General features: G+C 37.0%; 19 protein-coding genes and 1 other annotated feature. Of the genes, 5 read left to right on the top strand and 14 right to left on the bottom strand.

Going from position 1 to position 20614, the window contains the following annotated elements; all coding sequences use genetic code 11:
• Positions 1 to 176: 176 nt before the first annotated feature.
• The 4 genes from pepF to spxA form a co-directional block, all read right to left on the bottom strand.
• On the bottom strand, positions 177 to 1994 hold the full coding sequence (gene pepF / locus HCH28_RS02420; protein WP_221679518.1) for an oligoendopeptidase F: 1818 nt from the start codon (positions 1992 to 1994) through the stop codon (positions 177 to 179).
• Between the two features lie 51 nt (positions 1995 to 2045).
• A complete protein-coding gene (locus HCH28_RS02415) occupies positions 2046 to 3164 on the bottom strand; it encodes a competence protein CoiA (RefSeq protein WP_221679516.1) in 1119 nt (372 codons plus the stop codon).
• A 194-nt stretch (positions 3165 to 3358) separates the two neighbouring features.
• Entirely contained in the window at positions 3359 to 4027 is a 669-nt protein-coding gene (mecA, locus tag HCH28_RS02410) for an adaptor protein MecA (protein WP_004227456.1), read from the bottom strand.
• A gap of 433 nt (positions 4028 to 4460) precedes the next feature.
• Complete coding sequence (gene spxA / locus HCH28_RS02405) at positions 4461 to 4856, bottom strand: transcriptional regulator SpxA (protein WP_025116803.1); 396 nt, start codon at positions 4854 to 4856, stop codon at positions 4461 to 4463.
• A gap of 491 nt (positions 4857 to 5347) precedes the next feature.
• Positions 5348 to 5569 (top strand) — a binding site (T-box leader).
• A 115-nt stretch (positions 5570 to 5684) separates the two neighbouring features.
• Here spxA and trpS point away from each other — a divergent pair.
• Positions 5685 to 6674: a tryptophan--tRNA ligase gene (gene trpS / locus HCH28_RS02400; RefSeq protein ID WP_221679514.1), complete on the top strand. Its 990-nt coding sequence runs from the start codon at positions 5685 to 5687 to the stop codon at positions 6672 to 6674.
• Positions 6675 to 6676: 2 nt separating this feature from the next.
• On the opposite strand, the gene HCH28_RS02395 is transcribed toward trpS, so the two are convergent.
• The 3 genes from HCH28_RS02395 to HCH28_RS02385 all read right to left on the bottom strand — a co-directional run bounded on the left by HCH28_RS02395 (position 6677) and on the right by HCH28_RS02385 (position 9214).
• Positions 6677 to 6898, bottom strand: coding sequence for a YuzI family membrane protein (locus HCH28_RS02395; RefSeq protein WP_004227464.1), 222 nt, complete (start codon positions 6896 to 6898; stop codon positions 6677 to 6679).
• A gap of 105 nt (positions 6899 to 7003) precedes the next feature.
• Entirely contained in the window at positions 7004 to 8245 is a 1242-nt protein-coding gene (gene fabF / locus HCH28_RS02390; RefSeq protein WP_048392031.1) for a beta-ketoacyl-ACP synthase II, read from the bottom strand.
• Positions 8246 to 8275: 30 nt separating this feature from the next.
• Positions 8276 to 9214: a beta-ketoacyl-ACP synthase III gene (locus tag HCH28_RS02385; protein WP_221679511.1), complete on the bottom strand. Its 939-nt coding sequence runs from the start codon at positions 9212 to 9214 to the stop codon at positions 8276 to 8278.
• A gap of 452 nt (positions 9215 to 9666) precedes the next feature.
• Between HCH28_RS02385 and HCH28_RS02380 the strand changes: the two genes are divergently transcribed.
• Positions 9667 to 9861: a YjzD family protein gene (locus HCH28_RS02380; RefSeq protein ID WP_004227469.1), complete on the top strand. Its 195-nt coding sequence runs from the start codon at positions 9667 to 9669 to the stop codon at positions 9859 to 9861.
• A 49-nt stretch (positions 9862 to 9910) separates the two neighbouring features.
• Here HCH28_RS02380 and HCH28_RS02375 read toward each other — a convergent pair whose 3' ends face one another.
• Entirely contained in the window at positions 9911 to 12037 is a 2127-nt protein-coding gene (locus tag HCH28_RS02375) for an ATP-dependent Clp protease ATP-binding subunit (RefSeq protein ID WP_221679508.1), read from the bottom strand.
• A 269-nt stretch (positions 12038 to 12306) separates the two neighbouring features.
• On the opposite strand from HCH28_RS02375, the gene HCH28_RS02370 reads away from it, so the two are divergent.
• On the top strand, positions 12307 to 12993 hold the full coding sequence (locus HCH28_RS02370) for a Crp/Fnr family transcriptional regulator (RefSeq protein ID WP_004227475.1): 687 nt from the start codon (positions 12307 to 12309) through the stop codon (positions 12991 to 12993).
• 65 nt (positions 12994 to 13058) lie between these two features.
• Here the strand turns inward: HCH28_RS02370 and HCH28_RS02365 are convergent, their stop codons facing one another.
• On the bottom strand, positions 13059 to 13367 hold the full coding sequence (locus HCH28_RS02365; protein WP_004227477.1) for a metal-sulfur cluster assembly factor: 309 nt from the start codon (positions 13365 to 13367) through the stop codon (positions 13059 to 13061).
• Between the two features lie 53 nt (positions 13368 to 13420).
• Complete coding sequence (locus HCH28_RS02360; protein WP_221679505.1) at positions 13421 to 14185, bottom strand: prolyl oligopeptidase family serine peptidase; 765 nt, start codon at positions 14183 to 14185, stop codon at positions 13421 to 13423.
• Between the two features lie 121 nt (positions 14186 to 14306).
• Between HCH28_RS02360 and HCH28_RS02355 the strand changes: the two genes are divergently transcribed.
• Both HCH28_RS02355 and HCH28_RS02350 read left to right on the top strand, forming a co-directional pair.
• Positions 14307 to 15116, top strand: a complete 810-nt coding sequence (locus tag HCH28_RS02355; RefSeq protein WP_205441354.1) for a Cof-type HAD-IIB family hydrolase — start codon at positions 14307 to 14309, stop codon at positions 15114 to 15116.
• A 138-nt stretch (positions 15117 to 15254) separates the two neighbouring features.
• Entirely contained in the window at positions 15255 to 16112 is an 858-nt protein-coding gene (locus tag HCH28_RS02350; RefSeq protein WP_221679501.1) for a DegV family protein, read from the top strand.
• A 50-nt stretch (positions 16113 to 16162) separates the two neighbouring features.
• On the opposite strand, the gene HCH28_RS02345 is transcribed toward HCH28_RS02350, so the two are convergent.
• The 4 genes from HCH28_RS02345 to HCH28_RS02330 all read right to left on the bottom strand — a co-directional run bounded on the left by HCH28_RS02345 (position 16163) and on the right by HCH28_RS02330 (position 20571).
• Entirely contained in the window at positions 16163 to 17626 is a 1464-nt protein-coding gene (locus HCH28_RS02345) for an alpha-amylase family glycosyl hydrolase (RefSeq protein ID WP_221679498.1), read from the bottom strand.
• A 184-nt stretch (positions 17627 to 17810) separates the two neighbouring features.
• Positions 17811 to 18179, bottom strand: coding sequence for a YisL family protein (locus tag HCH28_RS02340; protein ID WP_004227486.1), 369 nt, complete (start codon positions 18177 to 18179; stop codon positions 17811 to 17813).
• Between the two features lie 198 nt (positions 18180 to 18377).
• Entirely contained in the window at positions 18378 to 19280 is a 903-nt protein-coding gene (locus tag HCH28_RS02335) for a fumarylacetoacetate hydrolase family protein (RefSeq protein WP_221679496.1), read from the bottom strand.
• A gap of 124 nt (positions 19281 to 19404) precedes the next feature.
• Positions 19405 to 20571, bottom strand: a complete 1167-nt coding sequence (locus HCH28_RS02330; protein WP_221679495.1) for a DUF418 domain-containing protein — start codon at positions 20569 to 20571, stop codon at positions 19405 to 19407.
• Positions 20572 to 20614: the final 43 nt, after the last annotated feature.

Below are 20614 nucleotides of genomic sequence, written 5' to 3'. Positions count from 1 at the left end.
GAAACCAATACTAGATTCACAAATTTGTCAAATAGAAAGCGATTACAAACAGTATTTTTCCAAGATACACACTTTTAAACTATTTAGAAATCAAAAAAAAACATTATTCTTCCCTTTCAATTTATGGTGTTTATAAAAAGAATTGGGCTATAGGAACATTCCTATAGCCCAATTAATTAGTTATTTAACAATAATTTTTCTAATTCATTTAAACGTTCTTCAAATACTTTACAAGCATCTTCAATTGGCTTAGCTACGTTCATATCAACGCCTGCTGCCTTTAATACCTCAATAGGGAAATCAGAGCATCCCGCTTTTAAGAAGTTATTAATATAACGTTCTACAGCTGGTGCACCCTCCTCTAATATTTGTTTACTTAATGCTGTAGCGGCTGATTTACCAGTCGCATACTGATAAACATAGTAATTATAGTAGAAGTGTGGAATACGAGCCCATTCTAAGCCGATTTCCTCATCTACCACCATATCATCACCGAAGTACTTTTTGTTTAATTCATAGTAAACTTCTGTTAAACGATCTGCTGTCAAGGATTCACCATTCTTATCCATTTGATGAATAAGATGTTCGAACTCCGCAAACATTGTTTGTCTAAATACAGTACTTCTGAAGCCATCTAGCCAATGGTTTAATAAGTATATTTTTTGTTGTGGATCATCAATTGTTTTCAGTAAATAGTCATTTAATAACTCTTCATTGCAAGTAGAAGCGACCTCTGCCACAAAAATAGAATAGTCTCCATAAACAAATGGCTGGTTGTTGCGTGAATAATAACTATGAACACTATGGCCAAATTCATGTGCTAATGTAAATAGATTGTTCACATTGTCCTGCCAATTCATTAAAATATAAGGATTTGTACCATAGGCGCCTGAAGAATAGGCTCCACTACGCTTCCCTTTATTTTCTAAAACATCGACCCAACGGTTATCCAGTCCATTTTGAACGATGCTTTGATATTCCTCCCCTAATGGAGCTAAAGCTTTTACTAAAATATCTTTCGCTTCATCATAAGAGACCTTCATTTCCACCTCTTTAACTAGTGGCGCAAATAAGTCCCACATATGCAATTCATCTACACCCAATAATTTCTTACGCAACGAAATATAACGTTGCATAGCTGGTAAGTGCTTATGAATTGTTTCCACCAGCTGATCATAAACATTTTCAGGAATGAAGTTATTAGACATGGCAGCGTGACGTGCAGAATCATAATGACGAATTCGAGCACTTACATTATGCTTCTTCACATTACCAGTTAGCGTAGCCGAGAACGTATTTTTAAACTTGCCATACGTTTCGTACATCGCTTTAAATGCGCCTTCACGTACAGAGCGATCCTTGCTCTCTAAAAACTTTATATAATTACCATGCGTAAGTTGTACCTCTTCTCCCTCTTCATTTTTCACATGAGGGAATACCATATCGGCATTGTTTAACATGCTGAATGTATTCGAAGCTGTACCTGTCACCTCAGACATTTGCGCTAGCAATGCCTCCTGTTCGGCTGGTAATACATGTGGACGTGCCATTGTAATTTCTTTTAAAGATTGTTTATATAGTTGTAGGTCTTGATTTTCTGTTAAGTAGCGTTCAATCGTTTCTTCACTTAATGTCAGAATTTCTGGCGTTAAATAGGAAAGGCCAGCTGAGATACTCGTTGCCAATGTTTGAATACGGCTGTTCATATCTTGATAAAAGCTATTTGTCGTATCTTGATCATAGCGCATATGAGCATATGTGTAGAGCTTCATTGCACGTTCATATATATGATCATGATACTGCAAAGCTGCTAATAATGCCTCTGCCCCATTATTTAAAGTACCTGCATAGCTAGGTGCTTGTTTAGCAAGCTCTGCAACCTCCTTCAATTCCTCTTCCCAAGCTGCATCTGTTGCAAAGATGTCTTCTAAGCGCCATGTTAATTCTTCTGGTACTTCTTTTCTAACCAAAACCTGATTACTGTTACTAGCCATATATGCCAGCCCCCTTTATATGTGCTTTTTTCCTTTTACTCTCATATTTTCTCAGTATATTGTGGCAATTGCAAATAAATGTACATAGACTTGCTCACAATTATCTAGTAAACCATCCTCATGTTGCATACGCTTAAGAAGATACCCATAATTTTGAATAGCTCTTAGTGCTTGTTCGGTTACTTCTAGCTGATACTTGCATAAAAAGTTTTCCATCTGCCCCTTTGTTAATTCAAATGGAAGACGTCCTAATTGTTTACTAAAATAAAACAGCAGTATTTGCCATTCGCTCGTAAACAAAGGGATAGCTGCTCCTTCTTTCACTGGAATTCCAATGTATGGTGGCAGAGCAGTAAGAGAAAGATTTAATTCATAGCAATTACGTAAAAATGGATCTTGTACTCCCTTCTTGCTATGTAAAAGACGATTAAACGCAAATTGCCTACAAGTCTGTTTATAGAGCTGCCAATAGCGTTGAAATTCTTCTTGAGTAATACGTTGAGGTCTATAAAAAGGAAAATGTTGTTGATCGATCGGAATTTTCTGTACTTTACCTATGAAAGTATGCCCGTGAACATGAAGAAGATTCGTCCAATAAATAAATTGGGCTGTCACCGCGTTGTACGCCAGTAAATATGGTAAATCCGTTGTTGTTATAAACGCTTTTTGCAGCAGTGGAGAGATTCTAATTTTTCTGATGCCATTGACGGCGTCTTTGCTTTGGGGAGTTTGAAAAAGCCAAATTGCTTGTATATCGTTTCTTTCATAGCCCATTGTTCGTTGGTGCCATTTTTCATGAGAGATTGTACTACATTGAAATTCAACTGCAAACTGCTCCTTATCGCGTGTAACAAGCAAATCTGGGCGCTGAGAAAGCTCCTTTAAATATGGTTCTAGTTCCACCTGATGTCCATGCTTTTGGAGCCACTCATATAATTGCACTTTACCTTGTAAATGTAATTTAGATTCACCTTCTGCGAATAGCTGTGAACATTGATTTTTTGTGAAGTGAGCAAAGTGGGGAATATTATAGTTACCTATTTTCAATTGAACTTGTTCTAAACATTGAGGACAATAAAATTTCATGTGCCGCCTATATTGCTGTAAAGCTTTCCTCGTATATTGATAGGGGAGAAATAATTGCTGTTGATTGTTATAGGCAATCAGCATAGTATCAGCTCCTTTTTAGTCAACTATAATAGAATGGATTTTCACAAACAAAAATAAAGCAGTTTTTTCTTGAAATTTTAAAAATGCGCTCTTATTTAAAACTCTGCGATGTTGAAAACATAAAAAAGGACTGTAGCGAAACTCGATTCATTTACGAGTTTCACTACAGTCTAAAATAATTAGTGTTTCATTGCCTATGCAAAGTATTTTCGAACTGTTTCAAAGCAATTGAATTCCATAATTTTTTCACCGTACTCCTCTAGACGATGAATTGTAAAATTGGATGGTGTTAAAAATTCCTTGATAACTGCATTTCTATCATGACGATTTAAATCCTCATCTGCGTTTCCAAAATCAACAACTAGATAGTACCAATTTTCATATTTGAATAATGAGGAATCCACTAATTCGTCTGTCATTCGTTTTGCGACAGGGATTAACTCATCAATATCTTTAAATTTATAAACATAAATGTCTGTATCCATAAATAATTCTGACTCATCCATGTCACCAAATTGAGTTAGTTGGCTAAGAAGATCCTCTCCAACTTCATCGAATGGTGCAAACATATCTTTGTGTTCATCAAAATTCGAATGACCATCTAATGTTTCACCGTCTTTTAAAATATGTGCACGTGTGACAATGATTTCTAAGCCTACTTCAGATGCATTGATATGAATCCAAATCGGACCCTCTACATCAAAATAATCCTCCGTGTTTACTTCATCAATCATATCCCAAAAAAGTTGTTCACCCTTTGCTCGATTGTACCAAATTTCTTCACGACTATAGCCGCGATCCTCTATATCATTGTACGTAATAAAGAGCTTGAGTGTATTTTCATTTACACGTTCGATGTCCACTAGACCTCATCTCCCTTCACTGTCATATGTCGAAAAACAGTTTGTTTCATTAGTATGCTTTTATTCTTTGTTTTTAACCTTCATACTGCATTTGTTTTTCAACCTTTGACCACACTACAGTAAAACCATCGAGTAACCGTAAACATGAATTTTTGTGTTCACAGTTGTCTCTAACTCTATTGTATGCTGTTCTGTCATAAAATGAAAAGGATATACACCGTTTCACAGAAGATATTTGAATTATTGAAATTGTAGTAAACTATTTAACTTAAATCAAGTTTAACATACTTTTACGGAAATATATGACTTTTCCCTATTAATTATTATACTTCATATAGAAGGTTTTACAGAAGTAAAACATAAAAAAAAGATGTCACAACATGTATTCCACATCTGTAACATCTATTACATATATTATTCAGAATAGAAAGGTTTAATTCACCATTCGTTGTGCTTCTTGTAACTGATATGCTCGAACTTTTCGAGGTAAGAAACGACGAATTTCATCTTCATTGTAGCCAACCTGTAGACGTTTTTCATCTAAAATGATTGGTCTACGTAGTAAGCCTGGATATTCCTGAATTAATTCATATAAACGTTGTAATGGTAAGCTTTCAACGTCAACATTTAATTTTTGGAATATTTTAGAACGAGTGGAAATAATTTCATCAGTTCCGTCTTCTGTCATACGTAAGATTTTTTTTATTTCACTTATACTAAGTGGTTCAGAAAATATATTACGTTCTGTATATGGAATTTCGTGCTCCTCTAACCAAGCTTTCGCTTTACGACAAGAGGTACAACTTGGTGATGTAAATAGGGTTACGATCATTCTGACACATCCTTTCATTTCAAAATCATTATCTATAAACCAGAACCAATGTGTTAAATTAGAATTAATGTAATGTAAAATACACAGTACCATTATACAGTACTCCGCTGTATTTGAATATAGTTCCAATAAAAAAAATCTGAACCTATCGCTAAATATTCTGTCTATTTATACAGCTTTCAAATATAGTGTATTTTCTTCAAACTTATGTGCTACTACTACCTTTCCCATTTTTAAAGCATTTTAAACATCTAAACAGATATCTCGGTTGTTCTCATTTAAGAAAAACAATCGAGAAAATTGTCAATCTCCCGTGTACATCTAGCCAATTTTTTAATAAAAAATTATAAATTTATAACAAAATTACATAACAAAAAAAGCATATAATTTTTTCTAGGAAAAAAACACCGTCAAAAGTCTGACTTTACACAAAGGAATCTTTATAATATAATTCTTTGCAATCAAATCAATTTGAACAATTTAAATTGAGAAAAACGCTGACGAAGAGTAGTACATATGCTAATTCACGTATAGAGAGTCTGTGGTTGCTGTAAACAGATCGTGGATGCATGTGGAATGGACTTCCGAGTTAGCTTTGTGAACGCTACTTGAAGCTATTAGCAAAGCTCGTCCCTTCACGTTACGAAGCTGAGTGGCCTTTTTAGGCAAGCTGGGTGGTACCGCGGATTCAAACATCATTCGTCCCTTCATTAGAAAAAATCTAATGAGGACGCATGATGTTTTTTTGTCTTCATCACCAAGTTGAAAGGTGAAGACAACGCTGTGACAAATGTTACAGAAATTGAATTCGAGGAGGAATTTTTAATGACAACTATTTTTTCTGGCGTACAGCCTACAGGTATCGTAACATTAGGGAACTATTTAGGAGCATTCAAGCAGTTCCCAGCACTACAGGATGAAGGGAACGCCATTTATTGTATCGTTGATCAACATGCAATCACTGTTGCACAAGATCCTAAAGAATTACGAGAAAGTATTCGAAAGCTTGCTGCTACCTATATTGCTACTGGCATTGACCCTAAAAAATCGACCTTATTTATTCAATCAGAGGTGCCAGCGCATGCTCAGGCAGGATGGATGTTACAATGTGTTGCGTCTATCGGTGAGCTAGAACGTATGACACAATTCAAAGATAAATCACATGGTAAGGAAAGCGTATCTGCTGCTCTTTTAACATATCCACCGCTAATGGCCGCGGACATTCTACTTTATAACACAAATATAGTCCCTGTAGGCGATGATCAGAAGCAGCATATTGAGCTAACTCGTGACCTTGCAGAACGCTTTAACAAACGCTTTGGCGATGTTTTAACAATTCCAGAAATTCAATTACCTAAAGCAGGCGCACGCATTAAATCCTTACAAGAGCCAACAAAGAAAATGAGTAAATCAGATCCAAATACGAAAGCGACAATCCGCTTATTAGATACTGCGAAAGACATTGAGAAAAAAATTAAATCAGCTGTAACTGACTCTGACGGCATCGTTGCATTTGATGTGGAAAATAAACCAGGTGTTTCAAATTTATTGACAATCGAATCAGCTATTTCAGGGGTAGCCGTTGAAGATTTAGTCAAAAAATATGAGGGAATTGGTTATGGTGGATTCAAGCAGGGTGTAGCAACAGCAGTAATTGAACACTTAACACCTATTCAAGAAAAATTCTATCATCTTGTAGAATCATCAGAGTTAGATGTCATTCTTGATGAAGGTGCTGAAAAGGCGAATGCGATTGCTAGTGCTACATTAAAACGTATGGAAAATGCTATGGGTCTTGGTCGCGCACGTCGCTAAACTTACGGCTTGTCTGAGGATCGATCAAAGCCCAAATCAAGCACAACTGCGCAGATGATGATACAGGCTCCTACCGCCATATAAAATTCTGTTGTTTGAAAAATAAATTTGAAAACAACCTTCCATGAATAACCTAGTGTGCGGTAATTTAAATACAATATGAGATTCCCTAAAGAGAGGATCATTAAGCCATAACTTACTAAAAATAAAAAGAGACGAAACATAGTAATGGCATCCTTTCTATTTCTTCTTACTTATCATTTATTCACAAAACTATAAAAAAAGACGTCAGCCATTTAAATTTGGCTGACGTTTTTTATGTTTATCTATTATGCTTCATATTTTTTAAATAGAAGACTTGCATTATGACCACCAAAACCAAGAGAATTACTCATTGCATATTGAATATTTGCTTCTCTTGCTTCGTTTGGAACATAATCTAAATCACATTCAGGATCAGGATCTTTTAAATTGATTGTAGGTGGTAAAATCCCTTCTTTAAGGGCTAATGCTGTGAAAATAGCTTCCACACCACCAGCTGCTCCTAATAAGTGACCTGTCATAGATTTTGTTGAGCTCATCGCAAGATTATACGCATGATCACCAAAAGCAGTCTTCACAGCTTGTGTTTCGAATAAATCGTTATATGGCGTACTTGTACCATGGGCATTAATATAATCAACTTGTGATGGCTCTACACCACCATCTGTTAACGCTTGCGTCATCGCACGGGCTGCACCTTCACCCTCTGGAGCTGGAGCCGTAATGTGATGCGCATCCCCTGTTGCACCATAACCTAAAACTTCAGCATAGATTTTGGCACCACGAGCTTTTGCATGTTCATATTCTTCTAAAATGACAATACCCGCTCCTTCTCCGATAATAAAGCCATCTCGGTTTTTATCGAATGGGCGACATGCTGCTTGTGGATCTTGATTTAATGATAGTGCTGTATTGGCACAAAAACCTGCAACTGCCATTGTTACAATTGGTGATTCAGCCCCACCAGAAATCATTACATCAGCATCTCCACGCTCAATTACTTTAAAGGCATCACCAATAGAGTTTGTGCCTGAAGCACATGCCGTTACAGAACAAGAATTAATCCCCTTTGCACCAAAGTGAATAGAGACTTGGCCTGATGCCATGTCAGGAATCATCATTGGAATAAAGAAAGGACTAACACGTCTTGCGCCACGCTCTTGGAATGTTAAAAATTGTTGTTCATATGTTTCCATTCCACCGATACCAGAACCAATCCATACACCTGCACGTGGAGCTAGCTCTTCATCAATTGTTAACTGTGCATCTTCCATTGCCATAATAGAAGCCGCTAATGCGTATTGTGTGAAACGATCCATTTTACGTGCTTCTTTACGATCAATATATTTTTCAATATCAAAGTCCTTAACTTCTGCGGCGATTTTTGCTGCAAAAAGATCTTTATTTAAGCGTGTCAACTCACCAATACCAGATTTACCAGCTTTAATGTTTGCCCATGTTTCTTCGATGCTATTTCCTAGTGGTGTAACTGCGCCAATTCCTGTAATTACTACTCGTCTTTTACTCATTGTCTTACTCCCCTCAAGCATTTTTCCTACTTATTTTCCCCATCTCATGGCTACGGCACCCCATGTTAAGCCGCCACCAAAACCTACAAGGACTAATAAATCATCCTCTTTAATCTTACCTGCTTCAAGCTCATCTACCAAGGAAATACCAATAGATGCTGCTGAAGTATTTCCGTATTTATGAATCGTTTTTGACATTTTTTCTGGTGGTAGCTCTAAACGCTCACGTGCAGATTCCATAATACGTATATTTGCCTGATGAGGCACTAAGAAGTCAACGTCTTCTTTTGTTAATCCTGCTTTCTCTAATACATTAACAGCTGATTCACCCATTTGTCGAACAGCAAATTTAAACACTTCACGACCATTCATCGCAATTGTATCTTGCTTCGTTAAATAAAGATTCTTTCCGCCTGTACCGTCTGCACCAAGTTCAAAGGATAGAATACCTCTACCTTCAGAGACTTGCCCAATGATAGCTGCACTGGCACCATCGCCAAATAATACAGCTGTATTGCGATCTTCCCAATCAACGACTTTCGACAGTTTTTCAACACCTACTACTAAGACATATTTATAAGCATTTGCCTCAACAAAGTGCTTAGCTGTCACTAAGCTATATATAAATCCTGCACATGCTGCTGCTTGATCCATTGCTGCAGCATTCACTGCTCCGAGTTGTTCCTGAACCATACAAGCTACACTTGGAAAAGTTTGATCCTGTGTGACAGTTGCTACAAGAATTAAACCAATTTCCTCAGGCGTAATACCCGCATTTGCAATAGCTTCTTTTGCCGCAGCTACTGCCAAATCTGAAGTTTCCTGATCATCTGCCGCAAAATGACGTTCTTCAATGCCTGTTCGAGTACGAATCCATTCATCAGAAGTATCCATGATTTTTTCCAAATCAAAATTTGTAACGACCTTCTCAGGAACATATTTGCCTATTCCTATAATACCAGCGTTCATATAGCAACCCCTCAGCTTTCTTACTATCAATTATTAGTAACTGGTCATAATTATAACGCATATAAAAGGAATGACGCAAGATGATTTAAAATTTATGCAGCTAAGGGTATTGTTCTTTGATTATAGAAGTGAAGAAATTTATGAAATGAGGTTATTCTTATTTAGGAGCTTTATCATACTTTGTGGAGCATTTCAGAGCGCTTTGCATCATGTATGAGCGGTGTCCTTTCTTTTTGGAGCACTTTTCACTCGCTTAGGAGCGCATTCCCCTATTTCAGAGCTGTTCCTAAATACTTTACATTACCAAACATAAAATACTAAATCTCATATTTGTTGTGACAAAATCGCCATGTTTCACATAAATGGTTCATTTTTTTTTGATTTATGTTATGATATGATAATGAATATGAGTAAAACCTTATGATGAAAAAAGTTCGGTTGAGGTGAAATTAATGCAATATATCGTAACGTTCATATGGTCATTCCTACTAGTTTCTATGTTAAACTACGTAGTCAGCTCTGTACTTGGTGTACCATTTGATTTCAAAACTGGAGCAATCGTTTCTGTTGTATTCTCCATCCTTATCTTTATTATTGGAGCAATCATTCCAAACGACCCTACACCAGAAGCTGCAGACCATCATTAATTCAGCTAGAAAAAACCTGTTCAGCTTCATGCCGAACAGGTTTTTTCTGTTATTTTTCCACAACACATTGTCCCTTATGCATTTTCACATGCAACGTCTCCCCTGGTAAAACTTCTCCGCGTAAGAGTTCTCTAGCAACGGCTGTTTCGATATGTCGCTGTACAAAGCGTTTTAATGGTCTTGCTCCAAATTGGGCATCTGCCCCTTGCTCTACTACCCAATCAATGACTTCTTGCTCGACAGATAAAGTAATTTCTTGCTCTGCGACACGTTTAATCAATTGCTCCACATACTTCCAGGCAATCGCAGTAAAATGTTTAGTAGATAATGCATGGAAGAAGATGATATCATCCATTCTGTTTAAAAGCTCAGGTTTAAAATGTTGTCGTAGGGCTGTCATGACTAAGTCCTCCACAGCAGCATCATTTTCCTTTGCCTCCATTAAATAACTAGAGCCGATATTCGAAGTTAAAATGACTACTGTATTTGTAAAATTCACCATTCGTCCCTGACTATCTGTAATGCGCCCATCATCTAAAATTTGCAATAAAATGTTCGCCACATCAGGATGAGCTTTTTCAATCTCATCTAGTAGCACCACAGAATAAGGATTTCGGCGAACTGCTTCCGTTAGTTGTCCACCTTCCTCATAGCCCACATAGCCTGGGGGAGCCCCAACAAGTCGAGACACACTATGTTTCTCCATGTATTCACTCATATCAATACGAATAAAGTGATCCTCTGAATCAAATAATTGTGCAGCAAGTGCCTTGGCAAGTTCTGTTTTACCTACACCAGTTGGACCTAAAAATAAAAAGCTACCAATAGGTCGGTGTGGATCTTTGATACCTGCTCGTGCACGCCATACCGCTTCTGTCACTAATTGAACTGCTTTATCTTGTCCAACCACACGTTCATGTAATGTATCCTTTAAACGTAATAGTTTTTCACGCTCACCCTCTACTAATTTTGTTACAGGGATTCCTGTCCAACGTGAAACAATTGCAGCAATTTCATCTGCTGTTACCTCTTCACGTAAAATACGAGATTCTGCACCGTTCTCTAATTCCTTTTCAAGGACCTGAATGTCTTTTTCAAGTGTCGGAATTTTACCATGACGTAATTCAGCAGCTTTATTTAAATCATATTTACTTTCTGCCTCATCTAGATCACGACGATATTTATCCAATGTTTCACGTTTTTTCTGAATATCGTGTAGCTTTTCTTTTTCGGCTTCCCATTGTTGACGCATGCCCTCAGAGGATTCTTTTAACTTTGTTAATTCTTCACGTAATTGCTCCAGACGTTTTTTACTTGCCTCGTCCTTTTCCTTACGCAATGCCTGTTCCTCAATTTCAAGCTGCATAATACGACGTGTGACTGCGTCTAACTCCTGTGGCATTGAATCAATTTCTGTACGAATCATTGCACAAGCCTCATCAATTAAATCAATGGCCTTATCAGGTAAAAATCGTTCTGTAATATAGCGGTTGGATAGTTCTGCTGCCGCAACAATTGCTCTGTCATGAATACGTACGGCATGATGTAATTCAAAGCGTTCTTTTAAACCACGTAAAATGGATACTGTATCCTCTATAGATGGCTCACGCACTAGTACTTGCTGGAATCGACGTTCTAAGGCAGGATCCTTTTCAATGTACATACGATATTCGTCTAATGTAGTAGCACCAATACAGTGTAATTCACCACGTGCTAGCATAGGTTTTAGCATATTTCCTGCATCCATAGCGCCATCTGTTTTCCCTGCACCTACGATCGTATGAATTTCATCAATAAATAGAATGATTTGTCCTTCTGATTCTTTTACTTCTTTTAGCACACCTTTTAAGCGTTCTTCAAATTGTCCACGATAACTTGCACCAGCGATTAACGCACTCATATCTAATTCATATAATACGCATTCTTTCAAGCCTTCTGGTACATCACCTTTTACAATACGCTGCGCTAAACCTTCCACAATCGCCGTTTTACCAACTCCTGGTTCACCGATTAATACAGGATTATTTTTCGTTTTACGTGTTAAAATACGAATTACATTTCGAATTTCTTCATCACGCCCAATCACAGGGTCCATCTTGCCATTTTTTACTTCTTCAATTAAATTGCGGCCAAATTGTTCTAATGGTTTTTTATTGTCTGTTTGTTGAAATTGCATAGCTAGCACTCCTTTATTTTCATATTTCTCATTATTTATATACCCACTCTTGTTTATATGAAAAAAGTTTGACCTTTTTTGACTAACTTTATTTTACATCACTCGACAAAGCTTAGCAAAGAAATCGCCCTAAAAATTTTTCACTTATTATGGAAGTTTACGTTATAATAATGATATGTTTCTGTGTTTTAGTATCGAAATCCACTATCCTTTTGTAATAATCGCCATTTATTACAAAAAGAAAGCGATGTGTTGGAGATATGGTTTTAATGGATAATATGTTTGAAAAAATTAAAGATCTTTTTCAAAACCACGGTGTTTTTATCAAAGTGAATAAAGGAAATAAAATTTTTCTAGAGGGTGAGCGGGCAAAAGAAATTTATTACATCCAATCAGGTGTTATTTCGATTAGCCAAGAATCCGAGACGGGCAAGGAATTAACCATTCGCATTTGTGGCCCTGACAACATAATAGGAGAAGGTTCGTTATTTTGTAATCTTGTCTATAATTCGATGACTGCCAAAGTTTTAGAACCCTCTACGTTATATGTTTTGAGTCGTAAATCTTTGGAGCATTTACTAGAAGAGCAGCCGACTGTTATGGTGGAATACATGAAGTGGCTACAAACAGAAAACTTAAAGCATCAGAGTCGTTTGCGCGATTTAGTGTTAAACGGTAAAAAAGGTGCTCTATTTTCAACGCTCATTCGACTGTCCAATACGTATGGTAAACCTGTAGAAAATGACGCGATTTTTATTGATTTTCAGCTAACAAATACAGAAATTGCAAATTTGTGTGCGACAAGTCGGGAAATGATTAATCGTATGCTGAATGATTTAAAAAAACATGAGATTATCACTTTTGATAAAGGATTTATTACCATTCATGATTTACAATTTTTAAAAAATGAAATTGCCTGTGAAAATTGTCCATTACAAATATGCCGTATCGATTAGTTTCGTTACAAGCAAAAACCCTGCTTATTTTTCAATAAGCAGGGTTTTAAATAATCCATTTTAACTTAACGTACGCCCAATGCCATTTTTGCATAGCGTGACATTTTATCTTTCGACCAAGGTGGATTCCATACAATATTAACATTTGTACTTTTCACTTCTGGAAGTTCACCTAACGCCGTATTCACTTGATCCACAATGACTGGACCAAGTGGACAACCCATAGATGTTAGTGTCATCGTAACAGTTGCAACACCTTCATCATCTAATTCCACATCATATACTAAACCTAAGTTGACGATATCAATGCCAAGCTCAGGGTCAATTACGTTTTCTAAAGCACCTAACATGCTATCTTTCATATCCTGATCCATTCGTATTTCTCCTTTCATCATAGTGTTAACCTTATCATAGCAGATGCACCCTGTTATGCCAAATGCTGTGCAAGCCATGCTGTAGCTGCTAGCATACCGTCACGTGGTACAGCATGTCCAGCCCTTTTGTTCACCATGAACTTTAAATATTCAGGGTTTGCTTCATAGTATTCCCGTAATGATTCATAAAATTTATATGTTTCGTGAAAAGGAACTGTTTTATCTAATTCTCCATGCCAAAAGAATACAGGGCGACCCGCGAATTTTTCTGGCGTGAAACTGACATCATATTTAGCAAGGGCTTCATTAACTTTTTCAACGTCTTCCTCTGACATCGGCCAGTTAACTCCGCTTCTAGCAAATTGTTGCAATTGGTATTCACCCAATTTTATAAAACCAGGTGCACCCATACATATTGCAGCTGTTTGTATCCAATCATAAAGTTTCAGACAGCCTGATGTCACGATGCCACCCATTGAAGTGCCTCCTATGCCAATTTTATGACTAGCTAATAAATTTTTATTCTTTAATTCATCATATAATTGTTGTACTTCATGAATAGAATTTAAAACAATGTCCCAAAAATTTAAATTCATTTGCATTTCCGTTAGGCCTTCGCTACGCTCACCATGAAATTTTGCATCTGGCAATAGGACACGCACCCCTTTATGCACCAATTGGTATGCATAGTGTAAGTTATGTTCTTTTGCACTCATAAAGCCATGCAAAAAAATGACTACTGGGGTTTCTTCATTCATCTTGTCTGTATGTATATGTAATAAAGGAATATTTCCCCACACTTCTTTTTCTACAAACATTATTGTCACTCCCAACTATTATCTCATCTTTATGTTAGCAAACTTTTTTCACTGTGACAAAATTTTGACGAATGTAAGACAAAGAGATACTATTCAAACTATAGGAAAGGGGCAACGAGCTATGAAACCGCATTTAATCGTATTAGACTTAGATGGAACTTTATTAACAGATCAACAACAAATTTCTGCAAAAACAAAAAAAACATTATTGCAGGCTAAGGAACAAGGGCATCAAGTGATGATTGCGACGGGACGTCCATACCGTGCAAGCGATCTTTATTATCATGAACTTGGGCTCACTACACCCATTGTTAATTTTAATGGCGCATATGTACATCATCCTAAAAATGTCTCTTGGCAACATATGCACACACCAATTGATTTAAGTGTCGTACATGATGTTGTTGATTCTATTAACAGTTATGAATACGAAAATATTATCGCTGAGGTAAAAGATGATATTTATGTCCACACAGAAGACGATCGTATTTTAAATATTTTTAATATGGGGAATCCAAGAATTACACTTGGTGATTTATACACACATCTCTTGGAAAATCCCACAAGTTTGCTGATTCAGGCAAATGAAGCCAATTCGGTTATTATACGTGATCATTTACAGGCAGTGCATGCTGAAGTCATCGAGCATCGTCGCTGGGGCGCACCTCTTCATATTATTGAAATTGTGCGTCGAGGCTTAAATAAAGCTGTTGGCATAGCGCATGTGGCAAAAGATTTAGGTATCCCACGTGAGCGCATTATCGCGTTTGGCGATGAAGACAATGATTTAGAAATGATTGAATATGCTGGACTTGGTGTAGCGATGGGGAACGGTATCTCAAGTCTTAAAAACATTGCAAATGAAATAACTGCAACGAATAATGATGATGGAATTGCAAAAATACTCATCGATCGCTTGAAATTATCATAGTTAAGTAGTAAGTTCAAGTTAACATTCCATTTTTACCAGTTTAACTTTATTCAGTGGTACCCCTTCCATTTATAGCGAGTATCTACTGAAGAAAGTTAAAAAGCTTTAAAAGTAAGTTGAAATTAGGGGGACAAGAGAATGAAGATTTTTACGGATAGTGGATGTGATCTACCAAAATCTTACTATGAAGAAAATGATGTCGTGCTACTCCCTTTACGAGTGCAATTGAACAACAAAGAATATGAAGATGTGATTTCAATTGATTCCAAAGAGATCTATGATGCAATACGCCAAGGTGCTCAGCCAAAAACATCACAAGTGTCACCTGAGCTCTTTTTGAAGCATTTTGAGGAACTAGCCAAAAATGATGAAGAAGGTATTTATATCGCGTTTTCATCAGAATTATCAGGCACATATAGTACTGCTCAAATGATTCGCAATCAGGTACTTGAGCAATATCCTTCCTTAAAACTAGCCATTATCGACTCAAAATGCGCATCACTAGGACATGGCCTTGTCGTGGAAGAAGCTGTACGACTGCGAAATATAGGAGTATCCTTAGAAGATATGACCTCTAAAATAAATACCCTTGCACCTCAGGTCGAGCATTTATTTACAGTAGAAGACTTAGATTACCTTGCAAAAGGTGGTCGTGTATCAAAAGCTAGTGCATTTTTAGGCGGCCTTCTTAGTATTAAGCCTATTTTAAATGTAGAAGATGGCAAACTTGTACCGATTGAAAAGTCGCGCGGTCGAAAAAAAGCACTTAATCGGATGTTAGATTTAATGCAGGAGCGTGGTGGCAGCTTTTCAAATAAAATCGTAGGTATTAGCCATAGTGACGACGCTGCCTTTGCGAATGAAGCAAAAGCCTCTATCCAGGAGCGTTTTTCACCTCAAGCTGTGCAAATTACCATGATAGGCTCCGCGATCGGCTCACATGTCGGACCTGGGACTATTGCGATTTTCTTCACAAATAAAAGCTTTGAAGGCTAATAAAAAGCATGCTAGGATGGCTCCTGGCATGCTTTTTTGTCGTGTTATTATTATTGGACGTCTTGCTCCTGACGGCGAACTTTTCCTCGTTTAATGATGATGACAACAAAGCCAATAAAGATCACCCATACTAAGCCAAGAGCTACCATATAAGGAGTGTTTAAGCCTTCATCATTGCGAACTTGATAAATTTCAACCATTTCTCGGTCTAAAATAACAGGATAAACTTCTTTTTCATTTATGCGAACTTTTTCCTCATGTAAAATACCGTTCAGCATTTTCCCTTCACCAAGTTGTTCAGGTGTTAAGTCGACGCGTTGTGTTTTACCAGTATTATTAACCATGATTACCCACTTTTCTTCGTCAGAAGAACGTGTAAAGACAAGAAGGCCATTTTCATTTGTAATGACTTCAAAATCACCATTACGTAAAGTAGCTGATTGATTACGTAAAGATTGAACATTTTTAATATAATCAATCAGTTCTTCGTCTGTTTTAAAGTTATAAAGCTGGTGTGTATCTGGTTTTGCTTCCCCATTCATAGCAATTTCTGTCCCGTATTGTACGACAGGAATTCCTGGTAGCATAAATAAAGCACCCATCGCCATTTTTAAGCGGGTAGGTGGGAACATATTTTCATTAGCAGAGTCAAATGTAAAACGATGGGTTTCAAGTGAATCCACCATAATTTGTGTCGGTTTTTCTCCTGTGAAGGGTTCCATTAATTTTGAAGAATCCATATCCACGTTTTTAAATATATTACGATAGATATCTGCTGTTACAGGTGAGAAAGTTGCATCAAAGTCAGCATCACTTTCTTCATTTGCTATCACATAAAGTGACGTTTTTGTCTCTTTTAATGCAGTTATTACTGCATTGATAAACGCTGTATCAGCCCCTGCGATATTTGTTAAACGAATACCACCGATGTCATATGTAGAAACAAATTCAGTTACTGCTTGAATAAGTGCCTCTTGCACATCCTTATTCGACAAATCCCATTGTACTTGTCCATTATTGGTAGATGCAATCCAATCCGCTTTCGATGCATCCTTTGCCCACTCATGATTTGGACTCACATTTGTAAGTGGAAAATCCACCATAATGGACATATTTTTAGCTTTGTATGCCTCTACAATACTTTGAAATTCTTCCGTTGTTCCAAAATGACGTTCAATTGTAGTATAGCTTGTGGGCATTGATCCATCATATTTCTCTGTAGAAAAGATAGGTCCAATAGAAACAATTGTATAGCCCATCTCACCGATAAATTTCAGTTTATCCTGTAAACCTGTAAAATCGCCCCCCGCAAATTTCGAAGGGTCCTGCGTATTTGTATCAAAATCGTTTGTGCCCGAGCCATTAAAGAAACGGTCAACGAGTAAATCATAGATGCTTTCCTCTGCTATTGTTCTAGTCGCTGATTCATCCGCATGTGCTACTGGTGTACTTACGAATGAAGTTGCTAATAAAAGTGATGCAGCCGTCGCACTTATCCACTTCTTAAATTTCACTGTTATTCCCTCTCTTTCAAACCAATCAACGTCATTTTACCAAATAACTCTGTCACGTCGCTATCTTTTCCAAAGATTTTGCGCAAATGCGAAATGAATTACGACAAAAAGGTGTCAATTCCGTCTTCCGTTTTCGTTTACAAAATAAAAGCCGTGAAGCAGCTACTTCACGACTTTTAAATCATTATGCTAAGAAATCTTGACCCATTGGCAGTTTAAATCCTAGGAACAAAGTGATTAATAAGAATACTGCAAATAAAATCCAAAACATAGCTGTTGGTTTATTTTTCTTTTGGCGCACTAATACCATTTCCATCATACCAATTACAAGTATACCACCTAAGAATTTAAATCCGTAAAGCATACCTTTACCATAGTCCATTGCCTCGATAAATAATGCTCCACCTGTGATGATTATTAGTACATAAAACAGACGTAATGTCATATGTAAGCCTTTTGATTGCTTGCCCATTAGTGCCGCAATTAAAAAGATGACAATACCTACTACCCACGTAGTAATATGCAAATGCGTTTGGCTAGTTAAAAAACTCATGTTTGTCCCCCTCATTCTTTTTCTATCAAACTCTATCCTACCATGCGATGGAAAGGGTTTCAAATATTACAATAGTGTTCACACAATTTACATCATTTAAAACTTGGAATCATTGCATCTCATAGTTTTTACTTCTGTTACTATGCCTTAAAGTAGTAAAAAAATCCGCGGAGTATAGACTCTCGCGGATTGATATTATTATTCAAAATGGTTGACTAAAGTACCAATTCCTTGAATAGACACTTTTACTGTATCTCCAGCTTTTAAGAATTGTGGCGGGTTCATCCCTTTGCCAACACCTGATGGCGTACCTGTTAAAATCACATCACCTGGCTCTAATGTTACATGCTGAGATAGGATGGCTACTAACGTTTCAACAGAGAACATCATATCTTTCGTAGAGCCATTTTGACGTACTTCATCATTGACCTTTGTGACTACTGTTAAGTCTTGTGGATTTGGGATCTCATCCTTTGTCACAAGGTATGGTCCAAGAGGGCAAGTACCGTCCAAGCTTTTACCCAAGAAGAATTGTTTATGTTTCTCTTGTAAATCACGAGCTGTTACATCATTGGCAATTGTATAACCAAATACGTAATCAAACGCTAAATTTTTAGGAATGTTTTTGCCACGTTTACCAATAACGATAGCTAGCTCACCTTCATAATCCATTTTTGAAGAAAGATCTGCATGAATGGAAATTGTTTGTCCATCTGCAGCAATTGCAGTTGGTGATTTTGTGAATACCATTAAATCCGTTGGTGCTGCCTCTGCACCCATTTCCTTTGCATGTTCATCATAGTTTTTACCAATACACATAATATTTTTAGGTGTACGTGGAATTGGTGAAAGCCATTCGATCTCTGTAAATTCACGTTTAAAACTATTAGCATTATCTGATTTTTCTGCTGCTTCTACTAATTTACGAATCTGTTCCACAAAATCAAAGCCTAAAGCAATGCCATCCACGATTGAGCTTGAAAAAGAAGGGAGAACTTGAAGTTCACTTTGAATAGCGAGTACATCCCATACCGCTTCTTCTTTTTTTACTTTTGGTCCAAAGCTTACATGTCCACCTAATTTGAATGATAAAATTTTCATGATTGAAAGAGCTCCTTCTTTTTTCTACATAATACAACAATATGATAGAAATTACCTCATTTTTGCGACAACATTTTTATAAGTTGTTATATCTTCATAAAATATGCATGTGAAGAGGAATATATTAACGCACTTCTACCTTTTGCTTATATGTTAATTTACGCCATATTGTCTCTAACGGCCCTTGTTTCCACTTAGATAACCAAATTTCTGCTATGATCATTTGCACAACAATAATGCCGACAGCAATTAATACCCCTGTTTCTACACTTACTTTACCATACCAGCCAAAGCCAAATTGGTAGAATAAACAAGTACCTATAATAGATTGAAGAATATACATCGTTAATGACATGCGACCAATTTTAGCAAAAGGACTAAGTACCTTTGGCATTATTGGCACTAAGCAAAGTAACACAATGATCCCAATATAGCCCACCGATAGAACAGGCCCCCCTATGTATACCTTTAAATAATCTAGTAAATATGTTCTTGTAAACATAATAGATAAGCTTTTTATACCAATACCGATGACCAATCCAGCAATTGCAAACGACAGCCAGAGCCACTTCAGTTCTTTAGCCCGTTCTACTAATCGCCATTTAGAGGCAGCGGCACCTATTAACATATACGGTAAAATCGTGAACAGTGCGACAAACCACATCTCGATGCCTGCCTGCGTCGATAAATCTGTTAAGCGTTGCATAAAGGCATCTACCCAGTTTCCTGTCCCATAAGCCGTGATGGCCTTCTCTACTGATACGATATCTAAGTAATCATCTACTTTTGTATTAAAATTTACAATCCCTACTACAAAGAGCATAAAAGCTTGCATCAAGCCATTAATAATCAAAGCACTCGCTAATAGCCAGATGGGACTCAAACGTAGTAAAAGCACTAAGAAAACGCCACAAAATGCATACATCATTAAGATGTCGCCCCACCAAATTAGCACAGCATGGATAAAACCAAAGGCAAACAGGATGGACAGTCTACGAAGCCCCAGCGTATAAAAGTTTTGTTCACGACTTTGAGCCTTTTGCCACTGCATGGCTAGCCCATAACCAAATAGCATGGCAAAAAGCGGGTAAAAGCTGCCTTGCACATATATATCTATGTTTTTCTGCCAAACAATATCCGATGGGGTTGTAAACCATGATGCCAAATCAATATGCGGCATTGGCAAATAAAAGGTATACATATTTACAAGTAAGATACCTACTAAACTAATACCTCGTAAAATATCTAATGTTGCTATTCGTTCCTGCAACATTGTTGGTTTTAACTCCACAAAATAGCCTCCTCTTGACTAGCAGCTATGGTGAAAGCAGGGC

The organism is Lysinibacillus sp. K60, assembly GCF_019731275.1.
Classification (GTDB): Bacteria; Bacillota; Bacilli; order Bacillales_A; family Planococcaceae; genus Lysinibacillus; species Lysinibacillus capsici.
Note: the sequence above shows the minus strand (reverse complement) of the source record. Positions and strands in the feature narration are given on the sequence as shown.

Bases quoted from the DNA above. Each gene is read 5' to 3' on its own strand.
- pepF (WP_221679518.1), bottom strand. From the start codon at position 1,994: ATGGCTAGTAACAGTAATCAGGTTTTGGTTAGAAAAGAAGTACCAGAA.
- HCH28_RS02415 (WP_221679516.1), bottom strand. From the start codon at position 3,164: ATGCTGATTGCCTATAACAATCAACAGCAATTATTTCTCCCCTATCAA.
- trpS (WP_221679514.1), top strand. From the start codon at position 5,685: ATGACAACTATTTTTTCTGGCGTACAGCCTACAGGTATCGTAACATTA.
- HCH28_RS02395 (WP_004227464.1), bottom strand. From the start codon at position 6,898: ATGTTTCGTCTCTTTTTATTTTTAGTAAGTTATGGCTTAATGATCCTC.
- fabF (WP_048392031.1), bottom strand. From the start codon at position 8,245: ATGAGTAAAAGACGAGTAGTAATTACAGGAATTGGCGCAGTTACACCA.
- HCH28_RS02385 (WP_221679511.1), bottom strand. From the start codon at position 9,214: ATGAACGCTGGTATTATAGGAATAGGCAAATATGTTCCTGAGAAGGTC.
- HCH28_RS02380 (WP_004227469.1), top strand. From the start codon at position 9,667: ATGCAATATATCGTAACGTTCATATGGTCATTCCTACTAGTTTCTATG.
- HCH28_RS02375 (WP_221679508.1), bottom strand. From the start codon at position 12,037: ATGCAATTTCAACAAACAGACAATAAAAAACCATTAGAACAATTTGGC.
- HCH28_RS02370 (WP_004227475.1), top strand. From the start codon at position 12,307: ATGGATAATATGTTTGAAAAAATTAAAGATCTTTTTCAAAACCACGGT.
- HCH28_RS02365 (WP_004227477.1), bottom strand. From the start codon at position 13,367: ATGGATCAGGATATGAAAGATAGCATGTTAGGTGCTTTAGAAAACGTA.
- HCH28_RS02360 (WP_221679505.1), bottom strand. From the start codon at position 14,185: ATGTTTGTAGAAAAAGAAGTGTGGGGAAATATTCCTTTATTACATATA.
- HCH28_RS02355 (WP_205441354.1), top strand. From the start codon at position 14,307: ATGAAACCGCATTTAATCGTATTAGACTTAGATGGAACTTTATTAACA.
- HCH28_RS02350 (WP_221679501.1), top strand. From the start codon at position 15,255: ATGAAGATTTTTACGGATAGTGGATGTGATCTACCAAAATCTTACTAT.
- HCH28_RS02340 (WP_004227486.1), bottom strand. From the start codon at position 18,179: ATGAGTTTTTTAACTAGCCAAACGCATTTGCATATTACTACGTGGGTA.
- HCH28_RS02335 (WP_221679496.1), bottom strand. From the start codon at position 19,280: ATGAAAATTTTATCATTCAAATTAGGTGGACATGTAAGCTTTGGACCA.